General features: G+C 70.1%; 17 protein-coding genes. 4 read left to right on the top strand and 13 right to left on the bottom strand.

The genetic code is table 11. The features are described from left to right. Positions 1–197: 197 nt before the first annotated feature. The 13 genes from aroB to ACFYZQ_RS18175 all read right to left on the bottom strand — a co-directional run bounded on the left by aroB (position 198) and on the right by ACFYZQ_RS18175 (position 13528). Positions 198–1289: a 3-dehydroquinate synthase gene (gene aroB / locus ACFYZQ_RS18235; RefSeq protein ID WP_389148219.1), complete on the bottom strand. Its 1092-nt coding sequence runs from the start codon at positions 1287–1289 to the stop codon at positions 198–200. Next, positions 1286–1801 (bottom strand): shikimate kinase, encoded by a 516-nt coding sequence (locus ACFYZQ_RS18230; RefSeq protein ID WP_389148217.1) that lies wholly within the window; start codon positions 1799–1801, stop codon positions 1286–1288. The genes aroB and ACFYZQ_RS18230 overlap by 4 nt, the downstream gene beginning before the upstream one ends. Beyond that, complete coding sequence (gene aroC, locus ACFYZQ_RS18225; RefSeq protein ID WP_389148214.1) at positions 1798–2982, bottom strand: chorismate synthase; 1185 nt, start codon at positions 2980–2982, stop codon at positions 1798–1800. The genes ACFYZQ_RS18230 and aroC overlap by 4 nt, the downstream gene beginning before the upstream one ends. Before the next feature lie 163 nt (positions 2983–3145). Then, positions 3146–3985 carry a shikimate dehydrogenase gene (locus ACFYZQ_RS18220; RefSeq protein ID WP_389148212.1) on the bottom strand — a complete coding sequence of 280 codons (840 nt, stop codon included), beginning with the start codon at positions 3983–3985 and terminating at the stop codon, positions 3146–3148. A 110-nt stretch (positions 3986–4095) separates the two neighbouring features. After that, positions 4096–4464 (bottom strand): hypothetical protein, encoded by a 369-nt coding sequence (locus tag ACFYZQ_RS18215; protein WP_389148209.1) that lies wholly within the window; start codon positions 4462–4464, stop codon positions 4096–4098. A gap of 123 nt (positions 4465–4587) precedes the next feature. Further along, entirely contained in the window at positions 4588–6309 is a 1722-nt protein-coding gene (gene mltG / locus ACFYZQ_RS18210) for an endolytic transglycosylase MltG (protein ID WP_389148206.1), read from the bottom strand. 123 nt (positions 6310–6432) lie between these two features. Further along, positions 6433–6897: a Holliday junction resolvase RuvX gene (gene ruvX, locus ACFYZQ_RS18205; RefSeq protein ID WP_389148203.1), complete on the bottom strand. Its 465-nt coding sequence runs from the start codon at positions 6895–6897 to the stop codon at positions 6433–6435. Beyond that, positions 6897–9569, bottom strand: coding sequence for an alanine--tRNA ligase (gene alaS / locus ACFYZQ_RS18200; protein ID WP_389148200.1), 2673 nt, complete (start codon positions 9567–9569; stop codon positions 6897–6899). Before alaS ends, ruvX begins: the two co-directional genes overlap by 1 nt. Beyond that, positions 9569–9916 (bottom strand): hypothetical protein, encoded by a 348-nt coding sequence (locus ACFYZQ_RS18195; protein ID WP_389148197.1) that lies wholly within the window; start codon positions 9914–9916, stop codon positions 9569–9571. The genes alaS and ACFYZQ_RS18195 overlap by 1 nt, the downstream gene beginning before the upstream one ends. A 16-nt stretch (positions 9917–9932) precedes the next feature. Then, positions 9933–10367, bottom strand: coding sequence for a DUF948 domain-containing protein (locus ACFYZQ_RS18190; protein WP_361441146.1), 435 nt, complete (start codon positions 10365–10367; stop codon positions 9933–9935). Positions 10368–10549: 182 nt separating this feature from the next. Further along, positions 10550–11164, bottom strand: coding sequence for a 30S ribosomal protein S4 (gene rpsD / locus ACFYZQ_RS18185; RefSeq protein ID WP_132853601.1), 615 nt, complete (start codon positions 11162–11164; stop codon positions 10550–10552). Between the two features lie 304 nt (positions 11165–11468). Beyond that, complete coding sequence (locus tag ACFYZQ_RS18180) at positions 11469–12824, bottom strand: replication-associated recombination protein A (protein ID WP_389148195.1); 1356 nt, start codon at positions 12822–12824, stop codon at positions 11469–11471. Positions 12825–12871: 47 nt separating this feature from the next. Continuing rightward, positions 12872–13528: a vitamin K epoxide reductase family protein gene (locus tag ACFYZQ_RS18175; RefSeq protein WP_389148192.1), complete on the bottom strand. Its 657-nt coding sequence runs from the start codon at positions 13526–13528 to the stop codon at positions 12872–12874. A 145-nt stretch (positions 13529–13673) separates the two neighbouring features. Between ACFYZQ_RS18175 and ACFYZQ_RS18170 the strand changes: the two genes are divergently transcribed. Genes ACFYZQ_RS18170 through ACFYZQ_RS18155 form a run of 4 tightly spaced genes read left to right on the top strand, consistent with a single transcriptional unit; the run spans position 13674 to position 17153 of the window. Further along, positions 13674–14540 (top strand): ABC transporter ATP-binding protein, encoded by an 867-nt coding sequence (locus tag ACFYZQ_RS18170; protein WP_389148189.1) that lies wholly within the window; start codon positions 13674–13676, stop codon positions 14538–14540. Then, positions 14537–15331, top strand: a complete 795-nt coding sequence (locus ACFYZQ_RS18165; RefSeq protein WP_389148186.1) for an ABC transporter permease — start codon at positions 14537–14539, stop codon at positions 15329–15331. Before ACFYZQ_RS18170 ends, ACFYZQ_RS18165 begins: the two co-directional genes overlap by 4 nt. Then, a complete protein-coding gene (locus ACFYZQ_RS18160; RefSeq protein ID WP_389148488.1) occupies positions 15328–16533 on the top strand; it encodes a sensor histidine kinase in 1206 nt (401 codons plus the stop codon). The genes ACFYZQ_RS18165 and ACFYZQ_RS18160 overlap by 4 nt, the downstream gene beginning before the upstream one ends. Beyond that, positions 16530–17153, top strand: a complete 624-nt coding sequence (locus tag ACFYZQ_RS18155; protein WP_389148183.1) for a response regulator — start codon at positions 16530–16532, stop codon at positions 17151–17153. The genes ACFYZQ_RS18160 and ACFYZQ_RS18155 overlap by 4 nt, the downstream gene beginning before the upstream one ends. Positions 17154–17180 lie beyond the last annotated feature (27 nt).

Here is a 17180-nt window from a genome sequence, read left to right as displayed (position 1 = left end):
TCCCACTCCGTCTCCTCCTACAGACAATTGGCGCTGGCAGCGGGCTTGTTCTCCCGCTTCCCACCGAACGGTACCGTCCCCGGCCGTCGTTTGGTGAAACGGCCGGGGACGGTGCGAAGTGCCCGGCCGCCGAGGCGAATCGCACGGAAGGAGCCGCCCAGGACGTACCGCGCGGCTGCCTACTGCCCCACTTCTGCCTACTGCCCCACTTCGCCGTACGCGGCCAGCAGCACCGCCGGATCCGGTCCCTCCAGGACGGTGGGCTTGGCGAGGCCGTCGAGCACGATGAAGCGCAGCAGGTCGCCGCGGGACTTCTTGTCCACCTTCATCGTCTCCAGCAACTTGGGCCACTGGTCGTGGCGGTAGTGCAGCGGCAGCCCGACCGACTCCAGGATGCTGCGGTGGCGGTCGGCCGTCACGTCGTCCAACCGGCCCGCGAGGCGGCCGAGTTCGGCGGCGAAGTGCATGCCGACGGAGACCGCGGCACCGTGCCGCCACTTGTAGCGCTCGTTCTTCTCGATGGCGTGGCCGAGCGTGTGCCCGTAGTTGAGGATCTCCCGGAGGCCGGACTCCTTCAGGTCGGAGGAGACGACCTCCGCCTTCACGCGGATGGAGCGCTCGATGAGCTCGGCGGTGTGCGGTCCGGCCGGGGTGCGTGCCGATTCGGGGTCGGACTCGATGAGCTCCAGGATCACGGGGTCGGCGATGAAACCGGCCTTGATGATCTCGGCGAGTCCGGAGACGTAGTCGTTGACGGGCAACGACTCCAGCGCGGCCAGGTCGCACAGCACACCGGCCGGCGGGTGGAAGGCACCCACGAGGTTCTTGCCCTCGGCCGTGTTGATGCCGGTCTTGCCACCGACCGCCGCGTCCACCATGGCCAGCACGGTGGTCGGGACGGCGATCCAGCGCACGCCGCGCAGCCAGGTCGCGGCCACGAATCCGGCCAGGTCGGTGGTGGCACCGCCGCCGACTCCCACGATGACGTCGGAGCGGGTGAAGCCGGACTGGCCGAGCGCCTTCCAGCAGTAGGCGGCGACCTCGGCGGTCTTCGCCTCCTCGGCGTTCGGCACCTGGATGGCTACGGCCTCGTAGCCCTGCTCGGCGAGGTCGGCGCGCAGGGCGTCACCGGTCTCGGCGAGGGCCTCGGGGTGAATCACCGCGACCCGCTTGACCCTGGGTCCGATCAACCCGCCCAGCTCGCCGAGGAGCTGCCGGCCGACCAGCACCTCGTACGGGTCGGTTCCCGCGGTGCCGGCTACCTGGATCCTCGTCACCGTCTCGCTCATGCTTCCTTCAACTCCAGTGCGTCCAGGGCCGCTTGGGTGACCTCTTCCGGCATGCGGCCGTCGGTCGGCACGACCGCGGTGGCGACCTCCTCGTACAGGTGCCGCCGGGCCTCCATCAGCTCGCGCCACTGTTTGCGCGGATTGACGGCGAGCAGCGGGCGGGCCGCGTTGAGGCCGGTGCGCTTGACCGCTTCCTCGACGTCCATGGAGAGGTAGACCACACGGTGCCCGACGAGCAGGCCGCGGGTGTCCTCGTCGAGGATGGCGCCGCCACCGAGCGCGAGGACACCCTCGTGCTCGGCGAGTGCCTTGTGCACGGCGGCCTTCTCGATCGCCCGGAAGGCCGCCTCGCCCTCGTCGACGAAGATCTCGGCGATCGTGCGGCCCTCGGTGGCCACGATGTCGTCGTCGGTGTCCCGGTAGACGACGCCCAGCCGCTCGGCGAGCAGCTGCCCGACGGTGGACTTGCCGACGCCCATCGGGCCGACCAGGACGACCAGCGGTCCGCTCATCGGATCTGCAGGTTGTCGAGGTACGACTGCACGTTGCGGCGGGTCTCGGTCACCGAGTCGCCGCCGAACTTCTCCGCCACCGCGTCCGCCAGGACGAGCGCCACCATCGCCTCGGCGACGATGCCGGCGGCCGGGACCGCGGACACGTCGGAACGCTGGTGGTGCGCCTGGGTCGCCTCGCCGGTGCTGACGTCCACGGTCCTCAGGGCGCGCGGCACGGTCGCGATCGGCTTCATCGCGGCCCGTACCCGCAGCAGCTCACCCGTGGTCAGGCCGCCCTCGGTGCCACCGGAGCGGCCGGACACCCGCCGGATGCCCTCCGGTGTGCCGACGATCTCGTCGTGCGCCTTGGAGCCGGGCACCCGGGCCAGCTCGAAGCCGTCGCCGATCTCGACGCCCTTGATCGCCTGGATGCCCATGAGGGCGCCGGCCAGCCGGGCGTCGAGCTTGCGGTCCCAGTGCACGTGTGAGCCGAGGCCCACCGGCACGCCGTAGGCGAGCACCTCGACCACTCCGCCGAGGGTGTCGCCGTCCTTGTGGGCCTGGTCGATCTCCGCGACCATCGCCTTCGAGGCGTCGGCGTCCAGGCAGCGCACCGGGTCGGCGTCCAGCTTCTCCACGTCGGCCGGCGTGGGGTACACGCCCGCGGGGGCCTTCGCCGAGGCCAGCTCCACGACGTGGCTGACGATCTCGATGCCGGCCGTCTCCTTCAGGTACGACCGGGCCACAGCGCCCAGCGCCACCCGGGCCGCGGTCTCCCGGGCGGACGCGCGCTCCAGGATCGGCCGGGCCTCGTCGAAGCCGTACTTCTGCATGCCGGCGAGGTCGGCGTGGCCGGGCCGGGGGCGGGTCAGCGGCGCGTTGCGGGCCAGACCGGCCAGCACCTCGGGGTCGACGGGGTCAGCCGCCATGACCTGCTCCCACTTGGGCCACTCGGTGTTGCCCACCATGATCGCGACCGGGGAGCCGAGGGTGAGGCCGTGCCGGACACCGCCCAGGAAGGTGACCTCGTCCCGCTCGAACTTCATGCGCGCACCGCGCCCATAGCCGAGGCGCCGCCGCGCGAGGTGGTCCGCCACCAGTTCCGTGGTGACCGGCACGCCGGCGGGAAGGCCCTCCAGCGTGGCGACGAGTGCGGGACCGTGGGACTCCCCCGCGGTCAGCCAGCGCAACCTGCTCAACGGTGCTCCTCAGTGCTCGCGCCCGGTACTGCCCTGCGTACGCGTGTCCTCGCGTACGGCAACGGCTCGACCGGGTGCGCGGCCCCGGCCCGCCACCTCCGATCCTCCCACGTCCGGGGCCACGCCCGGCTCCCGGTCCAGAAGACGGACGCGGTGGCGGACGTCAGTGCGCGGCGAGCGCCTTCTCCCCTGCCCGGCGCACGGCCTCCAGGGGGGCTGGGGCGCGGCCCGTCATCTGCTCCACCTGCAGCACGGCCTGGTGCACCAGCAGGTCGAGGCCGCTGACGACGGCGCCGCCGAACATGGACCAGCGCGCCGCGAGCTCGGTGGGCCAGGGGTCGTAGAGCACGTCGAAGAGCGTCGTGGGCCGCTCCGGCACGGCGGCGGCGAGCGCGTCGGTGGTGCCGGAGGGTGTGGTGGCGATCACCAGCGGGGCGCGCAGCGCCTCGGCCGCGTCCGCCCAGTCGGCCGTGCGGACGTCGACGTCGAGCCGCTCGCCCCACTGCCGCATCTCCGCGGCGCGGGCCCCGCTGCGGACGTAGGCGACGACCTCGCCGGTGCATATCCGGGACAGGGCGGCCAGGGCGGAGGAGGCGGTGGCGCCGGCGCCGAGGACGGCAGCTGAGTCGACCTGTTCGATGCCGTGCTCACGCAGGGCGGCGACCATCCCGGGAATGTCGGTGTTGTCCCCGCGGCGCCGGCCGTCCGCGGTGAACACGACCGTGTTGACCGCGTCCACGGAGGCCGCGGTCTCGCTGATCTCGTCGACCAGCGGGATGACCGCCCGCTTCAGCGGCATGGTCAGCGACAGCCCCGCCCACTCGGGCCCGAGCCCGTCGAGAAAGCCGGGCAGCGCGGCCTCGTCGACCTCGAAGCGCTCGTAGGACCAGTCGGCCAGCCCGAGTTCGCCGTACGCGGCCCGGTGCAGCACCGGGGAGAGCGAGTGAGCGATGGGCTTGCCGAGCACGGCGGCCCGGCGGCAGTCAACTGCCTTCGACGTCATGGAAAACTGCCCTCGGCTTCCGCGGATGTGGGTTACGTTCTCCGACCATACGGCGCAACGGCCGGAAGAGCCCGTCAAGGGGCTCGACCGACCGTCATGGAATACCGCGACTAGGCCTTGTCAGGCCTGCTCACGCAGCTGCTCTCTTTCACTTTGCCGGCGTTACCGACGCAAGCTTCCAGACGAATGGAAGCCCCGTCGGGCATCCAGGCTTCGTCCCGGCTCGTCACACAACTGTGCGCCCCGTCCTTGTTCCAGACAGTCGCGTAGAGGTGGCCCTGGTAGTACATCCGACCCACCGCAGCGTGACCGTCTGCCTTTTCGTCGCAAACGGTCCAGTACTCGGTGGAGGAGTCATAGCCGACACTCGCCCCACCGTCCGCGGAATAGACGAGGCCACTGGCGCTGGCCGAGCCTGCTGCGAACCCGACGGCGGCGACACCCATGGCGACAACGGATCCCAGACGTGCCAACTTCATACTGCTTCCCCCAACATGGCTGGTGAAGCGGTCAGACTTCACCTACGAACATGATCAACTTGTTGATCATGCCTGCAGCCCTGACCATGATCATTCGGCCAGGACGGTCGGGGGGCGCTGCCGTCAGCTCTTGTTCCTCGACGCATTCCACTCGTTGACCAGTTTCTCGTGTTCCGCGAGCGTCTTCGTGAATTCGCTGGTCTTGCCGTCCATGGAGATGAAGTAGTACCAGCCGTCGTGCGTCGGGTCGAGTGCGCCCTGGAGGGCCTCTTCCCCGGGGTTGTCGATGGGGCCGGGCGGCAGGCCCCTGACGAAGTACGTGTTGTAAGGATTGTTGTACTGCCGCAGCTCGGCGATGGACAGGTCGATCTTGCTCTGGTTCTTCACGTAGTTGTACGTGGAGTCGAACTCGAGCTTGCCGTTGGTCTGCGGGTTACCGGGTACGAGGCGGTTGTAGACGACCTCGGCCATCTTGCGGAAGTCGTCGTGGCTGGTGCCCTCGGCCTGGACGAGGCTCGCCACGGTCAGCAACTGCCACGGGTTGTCGAGACCCAGAGACTTCGCCTTCTTCACAAGGCCGAGCTTTGTGTACGTCTCGTTGGCCCGGGAGACCATGTTCTTGAGCACGGCCTCGGGCTTCTGCCCCTTCGCGGCCGGGTAGCTGGACGGATAGAGGAATCCTTCCAGCGGGTCCTTGAGATTCGGGTGGTTCAGCGCCCAGGCGGGCAGCCCCAGTTTGCGGTAGTCGTTCTTCGCCACCTTCGCTGTGGTGCCCTTCGCCACCCCGAGGCGCGCGTCGATCTTCTCGTAGACGGCCACGTTGCGCGTGCCCTCGGCGATAATCAGGTTGCTGCGGCTCTTCGGACTCAACATCAGCTCGACCGCGCTCGCGGCCGACATGTGCTTCTGCAGTGTGTAGACGCCGTCCTGGATGCCCTTGCTTTCGGAATTCGCGTTCAGCGCCGAGACAAACGCGTCCACGCTTTCGACGACACCCGCTTCCTCAAGCTTGTGCCCGATCACATAGCCGCCGGCGCCCTTGGGGATGACGACCGTGACCTGCTCGCCGTTTCCGGAACCGGCGTAGTCGGGCGCCGTCCCGAAACGGTCCTGGTAGAAGTGGTAGCCGACATAGCCGACACCAGCCAGCCCACCACCGAACACGAGGCACACCACCAGACAGGCGATGCCGTTGCGCCCCTTCTTGCTCTTGGGGCCCTTTCCGCCCGCGCCGCGCGAGCGCTTCTTCTCCGGGGTGCCGTCGTCCTCGTCGTCCTGGCCCTCCTCCGCGAAGAAGGCGTGTTCGCCCTGGTCGGGGCCGGGGTCCCAACCGGTCTCGGGATCCGCCTCCGGCTCCGGTTCGGGGCGTCTTTGGCCGGGGGGCTCCGGCGGGGGGTACGCGTCGGGGGTGCCGTAGAGGTCGGGCTGCTCGCCGCCGTACGCCACCGGCTGCTGGCCGTAGGGGTCGCCCGGATCGGCGGCGTACGGCACGTGGCCGTGGGTGCCCGTCGCGTCCCAGCCACCCTCGTGGTACTGCTGCTGGGACCCACCCTGGTACTGCTGTTGCGGGTACGAGGCCGCGTACTGCTCCTGGTCGTAACCCTGGTGACTCTGTTGGCCCTGGCCCTCGTAGTACTGGTACTGCTGCTGGTCGTATCCGCCCTGCTGCCCGCCCTGGCCCCAGTCACCGTACTGCGACTCCTGCGAATGCTGCTGCGGCTGGCCGCCGTAGGCAGACTGCGGGCCCGCATGGGCCTGCTGCTGCCCTTCCCATCCGCCGTCCCCGAACAACGGGTCCTCCGGATGCCACGGTTCGGAGCCTTGGCCCCGGCCATACTCAGTCATCGATCCCCTAGAGCCGCGAGGCGACCGGTGACGCGGCCTGCCGGGCCGGTTTCCGCTCCGCCTCTTGCTGTGCGGCGGCTGTTCGAACACCACCGCATCTCGCGGAACGTTACCGTATCGCGATCAGATGACCACTTCGACGCCCTCGCCGGGTGTATTGCCTGACACCCGTTCGGATTCCAGGGCCTGCTGCAGGATGATCACGGCGGCCGCCTGATCGATGACGGAACGACCCTTCTTGGACGTCACGCCGGAGGCGCGCAGCCCCTGACTGGCCGTCACGGTTGTCATCCGCTCGTCCACAAGTCTCACCCCGACGGGCTGGATCATGCGGGCCAGTTCCTGGGCGAACAGACGGACCTTGGCGGCGGCCGGGCCCTCGCCCCCCTTGAGGGAGCGAGGGAGACCGACGACGACCTCGATCGGCTCGTACTCCTCCACCAGCTGCTTCAGCCGGCGGTGGGCTGCCGGGATGTCCCGGCCGGGGACGGTCTCCACCGGAGTGGCGAGGATCCCGTCGGGGTCGCAGGAGGCGACCCCGATACGGGCGTCCCCGACGTCGATCGCGAGTCGGCGTCCTCGGCGCATCACTTGGCCGTTTCCGCCACGAGCCGCTCGACGGCGTCGACGGCCTCGCCGACCGCGGCCGGGTTCTGGCCGCCGCCCTGGGCGACGTCCGGCTTGCCGCCACCGCCGCCACCGAGGGTCTTGGCGGCCGTGCGGACCAGGTCACCGGCCTTGAGACCGCGCTCGCGGGCGGCCTCGTTGGTGGCGATGACCGTGAGCGGCTTGCCGTTGTTCACCGTGAACAGGGCGACCACGGCGGCCCGTCCGCCCTGGATGCGGCCGCGCACGTCGAGGACCAGCTTGCGCAGGTCGTCGGGGGTCGTGCCGTCCGGGACCTGGCCGCTGACGAGGGCGACGCCCTGCACGTCCTTGGCGGACCCGGCGAGACCGGCGGCGGCCTGGAGCACCTTCTCGGCGCGGAACTTCTCGATCTCCTTCTCGGCGTCCTTCAGCTTGCCGAGCATGGCCGAGACCTTCTCCGGCAGTTCCTCGGGACGGCCCTTGATCAGCTCCTGGAGCTGGGCGACGACCGTGTGCTCACGGGCGAGGAAGTTGTAGGCGTCCACGCCCACCAGGGCCTCGATACGGCGGACACCCGAGCCGATCGAGGACTCGCCGAGCAGCTTCACCAGGCCAAGCTGGGCGGTGTTGTGCACGTGCGTGCCGCCGCACAGCTCCTTGGAGAAGTCACCGATGGTCACCACGCGGACCCGCTCGCCGTACTTCTCGCCGAACTCGGCGATGGCGCCCTGCTTCTTGGCCTCGTCGATGCCCATGACCTCGGCGTGCACGTCGAGGTCCCGGGCCAGCACCTCGTTGATCTTCTGCTCGACGTCGGTCATCACGGCCGTCGGGACGGCGGAGGGCGAGCCGAAGTCGAAGCGGAAGCGGCCGGGCTGGTTCTCGGAACCGGCCTGGGCGGCCGTCGGGCCGAGGGCGTCGCGCAGGGCCTGGTGGGTGAGGTGCGTGGCCGAGTGGGCGCGGGCGATGGCCGTGCGGCGGCGACGGTCGATCGAGGCGTGGGCCTTGGCGCCGACGGTCACCTCGCCGACCTGGACGACGCCCTTGTGGACGTACACACCCGGGACCGGCTTCTGGCAGTCGCGGACCTCGATGACGGCACCGGTGTCCACCTTGATCCGGCCGGTGTCGCCGATCTGGCCGCCGCCCTCGGCGTAGAACGGGGTGCGGTCGAGAACGATCTCGACCTCGTCGCCCTCGGTGGCGGCCGGGGAGGACGCACCGTCGACGAGGATGCCCACGATGGTGGTCTCGCCCTCGGTGTCGGTGTAGCCGATGAAGTCCGTCTCGCCGGTCCTGTCGGCGATCTCGCGGTAGGCGCCCGCGCCGGCGTGGCCGGTCTTCTTGGCCTGGGCGTCGGCCTTGGCGCGCTCCCGCTGCTCCTTCATCAGGCGGCGGAAGCCCTCCTCGTCCACGGACAGCCCCTGCTCGGCGGCCATCTCCAGGGTGAGGTCGATCGGGAAGCCCCAGGTGTCGTGGAGCAGGAACGCCTTGTCGCCGGGCAGGACGGTGCCACCGGACTGCTTGGTCTCGGTGACGGCGGTGTCCAGGATGTTGGTGCCGGCCTTCAGCGTCTTGAGGAAGGCGTTCTCCTCGGCGAGGGCGACCTTCTCGATGCGCTCGCGGTCGGTGATCAGCTCGGGGTACTGCTGGCCCATCATGCCGATCACGACGTCGACCAGGTCCTTGACGACGGGACCGGTGGCGCCGAGCAGGCGCATGTTGCGGATGGCACGGCGCATGATGCGGCGCAGCACGTAGCCGCGGCCCTCGTTGCCGGGGGTCACGCCGTCGCCGATGAGCATCACGGAGGTGCGCATGTGGTCGGTGACCACGCGCAGGGAGACGTCCGAGTCGTGGGCGTCGCCGTAGGCCACGCCGGTCAGCTCGGTGGCCTTCTTGATGACGGCCATGGAGGTGTCGATCTCGTACATGTTCTGCACGCCCTGCAGAATCATGGCGAGGCGCTCCAGGCCGAGGCCGGTGTCGATGTTCTTGCTCGGCAGCTCGCCGAGGATCTCGAAGTCGTCCTTGCCGATGCCCTCGCCTCGCTCGTACTGCATGAAGACGAGGTTCCAGATCTCCACGTACCGCTCGTCGTTGACGGCGGGGCCGCCCTCGACGCCGAACTCGGGGCCGCGGTCGTAGTTGATCTCGGAGCAGGGGCCGCAGGGGCCGGGGACGCCCATGGACCAGTAGTTGTCCTTCATGCCCAGGCGCTGGATTCGCTCCTTGGGCACGCCGACGACCTCGTGCCAGATGCGCTCGGCCTCGTCGTCGTCCTTGTAGACGGTGATCCACAGGCGGTCGGGCTCGAGGCCGTAACCGCCCTTGTCCTGGGGCGTGGTGAGCAGCTCCCAGGCGTACTTGATGGCGCCTTCCTTGAAGTAGTCGCCGAAGGAGAAGTTGCCGCACATCTGGAAGAACGTGCCGTGCCGCGTGGTCTTGCCGACCTCTTCGATGTCGGGCGTGCGCACGCACTTCTGCACGCTGGTGGCGCGGGCGAAGGGCGGCTTGACCTCGCCGAGGAAGTAGGGCTTGAAGGGCACCATGCCGGCCGGGACGAGGAGCAGAGTCGGGTCGTCCGCGATGAGCGACGCCGAAGGGACGACGGTGTGACCGCGCTCCTCGAAGAAGCTCAGCCAGCGGCGGCGAATCTCGGCCGACTCCATCAGTGGTCCTCATTCCGGTTGTACGAGTACGTCGTGTTCTCGATGTACTTCGGGTTGCTGCGGTTGTTCTCGATGGCGGTGTACCGCCGGGGCGCTGGGAGTTCGGGATCCGCGCCGATGCCCAGTGCGTCTCCCAGTTCGGCCTCCCGCTGCGCCATGTTGTCGCGGACGTCGAGCGCGAAGCCGACCGCGCTGTCCTTCAGGCGCCGGCCGGTCTCGAGGGCCTTGTCGGCCGCGGTGGCGGCCAGGCTCTCGGGGGTCAGCTGCTTCAGCTTGCGGTTGACCTTGGTGGTGGCCCACACACCGGTGGCGACACCCGTGGTGAACCAGAACGTACGGCGGAACATCGCTCGGTCTCAGTCCTTACTTCCGCTTGCGTCGTGCGGCGGGAACCGTGCGGCCCACGATCACGGTACGCCGGGGCGACTTCGCGGGCGCGTCCTCCTTGCGGCCGCCCAGGGCCCGGCGTACGCCGTAGCCGAAGGCCGCGACCTTCACCAGGGGGCCGCCGAAGGTGGAGGCGACGGTGGTCGAGAGCGCGGAGGCGTTCGACGTGACCTCCTGGACGTCCGAGGCGATCGAGTCGACCCGGTCGATCTGGGTCTGTGCGGAGCGCACCGCCGCCGAGGCGTCGGCCAGCAGCGGGACGGCCTGGTCGGTCACGTCCGCCACGAGCTTGGTGGTCGCCTTGAGCGTCTGGGCCAGCCTCGCCAGCGCGACGGCGAGGAAGGAGACCAGGATCGCCCAGAAGACGGCCACCAGGATTCCGGCCACTTCTCCACCGGACACTGTGCGCACCCGCTCCCTGAAACATGCTCTGGACATCGAAAAAGTCGTGCACCGAGCCTATCGCGCCGGGCATGGGCCTCCGTACCGGATTACCTCCCGGGGGCGGGGCAATCGCGAAAGCCCGCCGCCTCGCCCGCCCGGAGGGCGGGGAGACGGCGGGCTGAAGCTGAGGTGCTACGGCCGGCTGGTGATCAGCGGGCGTAGTACTCGACGACGAGCTGCTCGTCGCAGATGACCGGAACTTCCTTGCGGTTCGGCTCGCGGTCCAGGCGGAAGGCCAGGGCGCGGAGGTTCACCTGCAGGTAGCGGGGGGTCTCGCCGTCGGGGGCGAAGCCACCCTCACGGGCGATCTGGAAGAGCGTCTTGTCCTTGGAGCGGTCACGGACCTGGACGACGTCGTCCGGACGCACACGGAAGGACGGCTTGTCGACCTTCTGGCCGTTGACCTGGATGTGGCCGTGGACGACCATCTGACGGGCCTGGTAGATGGTGCGGGCGATGCCCGAACGCAGGACCAGGGCGTCGAGACGGCGCTCGAGCTCGACGATCAGGGCCTCACCGGTCTTGCCCTGAACCTTGGAGGCACGCTCGTAGGCGCGGACGAGCTGGCGCTCGGAGATGTCGTACTGGGCGCGCAGACGCTGCTTCTCGAGCAGACGGACCTTGTAGTCCGAGTTCTGCTTGCGGCCACGGCCGTGCTCACCCGGCGGGTAGGGGCGGGCCTCGAAGTACTTGACGGCCTTCGGGGTCAGCGCGATGCCGAGCGCACGCGACTTCTTGACCTTGGGGCGGGACTGGTTCGCCACTGTCTTTGTCTCTTTTCTCAGTTTCCGGCTTGTCAGTGTCGAGGGAGGTCGCATCCGCAGCCGGGGAATCCCTCCTCGTCCTGACGGACGGGGTGGGCAGCCGCTCCCCTGGTCTGGGCACATACGTGCAGCACGCGAGTGACCCACCGACCGTTCCCGGAAGCTCGGGTGGTGGTGGGCTGCCCGCGACACCGTTCGACGGTGCGCGACGCTCCTGGAGCCGGTCGCGGAGGACCGGGACTCCGGCTGGCTGTCCCGCTCTGACTGCACGGGACTCAGCACTTCGGAGCAGTCTACAGGGTGCTCAGGAGCGCTTGCGACCGAGGTGTTTGCGCGTCCACTCGACCGCGTCCGCGTACCTCGCCTCGGCGCCGTGCCTGCGCGGCGCGTAGTACTCGCGGTCCTTGATGGCGTCCGGCGCGTACTGCTGCTGGGCGATGCCCTCGGGCAGGTCGTGCGGGTACACGTACCCCTGCGCGTGGCCGAGCTTGGCCGCGCCCTTGTAGTGCCCGTCCCGCAGGTGCGGCGGCACCGGGCCGGCCAAGCCCTTGCGTACGTCGTCCAGGGCGGCGCCTATCGCGGTGGTCGCGGAGTTGGACTTGGGGGCGAGGGCGAGGGCGATGGTGGCGTGGCTCAGGGTGAGGGCGGCCTCGGGAAAGCCGATCATGGCGACGGCCTGGGCGGCGGCGACCGCGATCTGCAGGGCGTTCGGGTCGGCGAGGCCGATATCCTCGCTGGCGGAGATCATCAGGCGGCGGGCGATGAAGCGGGGGTCCTCGCCGGCCTCGATCATGCGGGCCAGGTAGTGCAGTGCGGCGTCGACGTCCGATCCCCTGATCGACTTGATGAGGGCGCTGGCGACGTCGTAGTGCTGGTCGCCGTCGCGGTCGTACTTCACGGCGGCCCGGTCGACGGTCTCCTCCAGCGTCGCGAGGGCGATCTCCGTCTCGCCCTTGTCGAGCGCGGCTCCGGCGGCGGCCTCCAGGGCGGTCAGGGCGCGGCGGGCGTCGCCGCCGGCGATGCGCAGGAGGTGGTCCTCGGTGTCGGCCGGGAGGGTGACGGCGCCGCCCAGGCCGCGCTCGTCGGTCAGGGCCCGCTCGACGAGGCCCCGCACGTCGTCGTCGGTGAGGGGCTCCAGGGTGAGCAGGAGGGAGCGGGACAGCAGCGGGGAGATCACCGAGAAGTACGGGTTCTCGGTGGTGGCCGCGATCAGGGTCACCCAGCGGTTCTCGACCGCCGGGAGCAGGGAGTCCTGCTGGGCCTTGCTGAAGCGGTGGATCTCGTCCAGGAAGAGGACGGTCTCCTTGCCGAACCCGCCGGTGGCGCGGCGGGCGCCGTCGATGACCGCGCGGACCTCCTTGACGCCCGCGGTGATCGCCGACAGCTCCACGAAGCGCTTGTTGGTGGCCTTGGAGACGACGTACGCCAGGGTCGTCTTGCCCGTGCCCGGCGGGCCCCAGAGGATCACCGAGGACGGTCCGGCGGGACCGCCCGCGCCCTCGCCGACCAGTCTGCGCAGCGGCGAGCCGGGCTTGAGGAGATGCTGCTGGCCCACCACCTCGTCGAGGGTGCGCGGGCGCATCCGCACCGCCAGGGGGCTCGCGGCGGGGTCCTTCTCCTGGCGTTCTTCTGCTGCTGCGGTGAACAGGTCGGGTTCCACGTTCAAAACCCTAAGTCACCGCACTGACAACTCCACCTGGCGAGGGCTCAGGCCCAGAGCTGGCTGCCCCAGCGGGTCAGGATCAGCATGGCGATGACGCCGACGTGGGTGACCGGCACAACCCAGGTGAACTCGGCGAGGAAGTTCTTCAGCGGGCGCGGCGCGGGCAGGAAGTCGTTGCGTACGTTGAACGAGGTCACGTACCAGAACATCGTGATCGTGGCGACCCAGGCCAGCGAGCACCACAGGCACAGCGCGTTGATCCGGTACAGGGACTGGAACTGCAGCCAGGTGACGAAGGCGACGCCGAAGAGGGTGCCGAAGTTGAAGGTGAGCCAGTACCAGCGCGGGAACCGGGCCCGGGCGAGCAGGCTCATGCCGACGCAGATGACGATGCCGTAGCAGACCAGGCCGAGCATCGGGTTGGGGAACCCGAAGACGGCGGCCTGCTTGCTCTCCATGACGCTGCCGCAGGAGACGACCGGGTTGACGCTGCAGCTGGGCGTCCAGGTCTTTCCCACGGCCTTGGCCTCGAGAATCTTGAACTTGTCGATCGTGATGACCCACGCGGCGAGCACTCCGGCCGCACCGGTGATCACCAGGAGCAGGGCGAAGGCACGGCTGCCGCCCACCGCCCGCGGCGTGGCGACGGCCTGCTCGGGCCCGGGCTCCGTCGAGACGTCTTTCACTGTCGTCTTGCTCATCACGCCGATTCCGTCACTCGAGAATAGGACCATCTTCGGGCAGGGGTCATTGTGCCGCACGCACGCGTGCGTCCACCGTTCGATGGACATAAGGAGGTACGCACGGTGGTCCCGGAGCGTTCGGTTCCGGCCGAGGCTCTACGGCATGACAGCACACGCGAACGAACTCGCGGTGCGCGTTCGGGGGCTGCGCAAGCAGTACGGGGACGTGACCGCGGTCGACGGCATCGATCTGGGCATCCGGCGCGGCGAGGTGTTCGGCCTGCTCGGGCCGAACGGCGCGGGCAAGAGCACGACGGTGGAGATCCTCCAGGGCAACCGCACCCGGGACGGGGGCGAGGTCTCGGTCCTGGGGTCGGATCCGGCGACGGCCACGCGCGCGTGGCGCTCGCGAGTGGGAATCGTCTGGCAGGACGAATCGGCGCCCGCCGAGTTGACGGTCCGCGAGACGGTACGGCACTTCGCCCGCTACTACCCGCGTCCGCGCGACCCGGAGAAGGTCATCGGCATGGTCGGGCTCGGGGCCAAGGCGGACAGCCGGATCAAGGCCCTCTCGGGCGGGCAGCGTCGCCGCCTCGACGTGGCGCTCGGCGTGATCGGCGGCCCCGAACTGCTGCTCCTGGACGAGCCGACGACCGGCTTCGACCCGGCGGCCCGCCGTCAGTTCTGGGAGCTGATCCGGCTGCTGGCGGACGAGGGCACGACGATCGTGCTCACCACGCACTACCTGGAGGAGGCGGAGGCACTCGCGGACCGGCTCGCGGTGGTCGCCCGGGGCCGGGTCGTCGCCGAGGGCGAGCCGGGTGAGCCGCGCGAGCGGCACGGCACCGGCGCCACGGTGACCTGGACGGACGCCGACGGCTCGGCGCACGCGGAGCACACGGACACGCCGACGAAGACGGTCGCGGCGCTCATGGAGCGCTTCGACGGCGAGATCCCGGGCCTCGCGGTGAGCCGTCCCACGCTGGAGGACGTCTACCTCCGGCTGACCGGGCAGGAGGCGACCCGATGACGGCCTGGTCCCTCGGCCTCAGCCGCGGCGCGCTGGAGATCAAGCAGTTCTTCCGGCAGCGCGACCAGGTGGTGTTCACCTTCGCCTTCCCGGTCGTCTTCCTGTTCCTGTTCGCGTCGATCTTCCACGACGACGTCAAGGGCAGCGGAGTCACCGCCTCCCAGTTGTACGTGCCCGCGATGATGGCCTCCGGGATCATGTCGACGAGCTTCCAGTCGCTGGGCATCTCGATCGCCGTCGAGCGGGACCAGAAGACGCTGCGCCGGCTGCGTGGCACGCCGATGCCGCCGGCCGCCTACTTCCTGGGGAAGATATGGCTGGTTCTGTTCACCGGCGTGGCGGAGACGGTGATCCTGCTGCTCGTCGGCACCGCCTTGTACGGCGTCGACCTCCCGTCGGACCCGGGCCGCTGGTTCGACTTCGGGTGGATCTTCGTACTCGGGCTGACCGCGTGCGCGCTGCTCGGCATCGCGATCAGCTCGGTGCCCCGGTCCGCGCAGAGCGCCAGTTCGGTCGTCGTGCTGCCGTTCCTGGTGCTGCAGTTCGTCTCCGGGGTGTACATCTCCGTCGACACGATCCCCGGCTGGATGCTGGACGTCGGCGCCCTCTTCCCGCTGAAGTGGCTGTGCCAGGGGCTGCGGGGCGTGTTCCTGCCGGACTCCGCGCGGGTCCTGGAGCAGGCCGGGAGTTGGGAGTTCGGGCGGATCGCCCTGGTGCTCGCCGCCTGGTGCGCCGCAGGATTGGCGCTGTGTCTGCTGACCTTCCGCTGGCGGGACCGGCGCACGGGATGACCGAACCGGGTTCGGCCCGGGACCCGCACGCCTGGGACCGTACGATCGGCCTCTGGGACCTGTACTTCGCGGTCGCCTGGGTGGCCACCCTCGCCTTCGTGCTCGCCGCGCGGTACCCCGGGTGGCCCGTACGCGTGGTCGCCGCCGGGCTGCTCGTCCCGCTGGTGCCCTGGTACGCCGTGGTGGGCCGCACGCTGCTCCAGGAGGATCCGCCGGAGGAATGGCAGACGCTGCGCTACCTCGGCGTGGCCATCGCCCTGTTCCTGCCGTCGGCCGTCCTGGTGGGCGAGACCCGGCTGATGGCGTTCGCGCTCGTCCCCCAGTGCTTCATGACGCTCAGGATGCGGCGGGCGCTGGTGGCGGTGACGGTCGTCAATCTGGTGCCGGTGGCCGGCTGGGCGCTGCTGTGGCGGCCGGACGGCCGGGACCTGTTCGCGGGCGTGCTGTTCTCCGGGGTCACCCTCGCGTTCTCCGTAGCGGTCGGCAGCTGGATCATCCGGATCATCGAGCAGAGCGGGGAGCGGGCCGAGTTGATCGCGGAACTGGACGCCAGCCGCCACGAGGTCGCCCGGCTGTCGGCGGAGCACGGCGCGCTGGCCGAGCGCGAGCGGATGGCCCGCGAGATCCACGACACCCTCGCGCAGGGCTTCACCAGCCTGCTGATGCTCGTCCAAGCGGTCGAGGCCGAGCTGGACGACGACCTCCCGCAGGCTCGCCGCCATCTGGCGCTGATGGACGCCACGGCCCGCCAGAACCTCGCCGAGGCCCGGGCCCTGGTGGCCGGGGGCGCACCGGCGGACCTCGACGGCGCCTCACTGCCCGATGCGCTGCGCCGGCTGGCGACGCGGCAGGGGGCGAGCCTGGAGCTGACCGGGGAGGTGCGACCGTTACCGCCCGGCCCGGAGGTGGTCGCCCTGCGCACGTGCCAGGAGGCGCTGACGAACGCCCGTCGTCACGCGGGGGCGTCCGCGGCGGTCGCGATCCGGCTCGCGTACGCGGACGCGGCGCTCACCGTCCGCGTCGAGGACGACGGCCGCGGCTTCGACCCGGCGGTCGTCCGCGGCGGGTACGGTCTGGCGGGGCTGCGGGCCCGGGCCGCCGAGGTGGGCGGGACCGTTTCGGTCCACAGCGCGCCCGGTGACGGTACGACGGTGACCGTACGCCTGCCCGTCCCCGCCGCCCTGAGGAGTGACACCACGTGATCCGGATCGTCCTGGCCGACGACCATCCCGTCGTCCGGGAGGGCCTGCGCGCGATGCTCAGCGCCGAACCCGACCTGGAGGTCGTCGCCGACGCGAGCAGCGGGCCGCAGGCGGAGGCGCTGGCGGCCGAGTTGCGGCCCGACATCGTGCTGATGGACCTGCGGATGCCGGGCGGCGACGGGGTGGACTCGATCGAGCGGATGAGCGCGGCGGGGCTGCCTTGCCGGGTGATCGTCCTGACGACGTACGAGACGGACCGCGACATCCTGCGGGCGGTCGAGGCCGGGGCCGCGGGCTATCTCCTGAAGGACCTGCCCCGTGGCCAACTGGCCGACGCCGTACGGGCCGCCGCGCGCGGCGAAACGGTCCTGGCCCCGTCGGTGGCGGCCCGCCTGGTCGACCAACTGCGCGCCAGACCGGAACGCCCACGCTTGTCCTCCCGGGAGACGGCGGTACTGCGCCTGGTGGCCGAGGGCTGCACCAACGCGGAGATAGCCCGTCGGCTGTTCATCGGGGAGTCGACGGTGAAGACCCATCTGCTGCGCGTCTTCGGCAAGCTGGGCGTGGACGACCGAACAGCGGCAGTCACCTCGGCGATGCGCCACGGACTCCTCGACTGAACCCCCGGGCCGAGACACCCCCAAGCC

This window comes from Streptomyces sp. NPDC001843 (assembly GCF_042891955.1).
In the GTDB taxonomy this organism is placed as follows: domain Bacteria; phylum Actinomycetota; class Actinomycetes; order Streptomycetales; family Streptomycetaceae; genus Streptomyces.
This window is presented reverse-complemented; position numbering and strand designations above follow the sequence as displayed.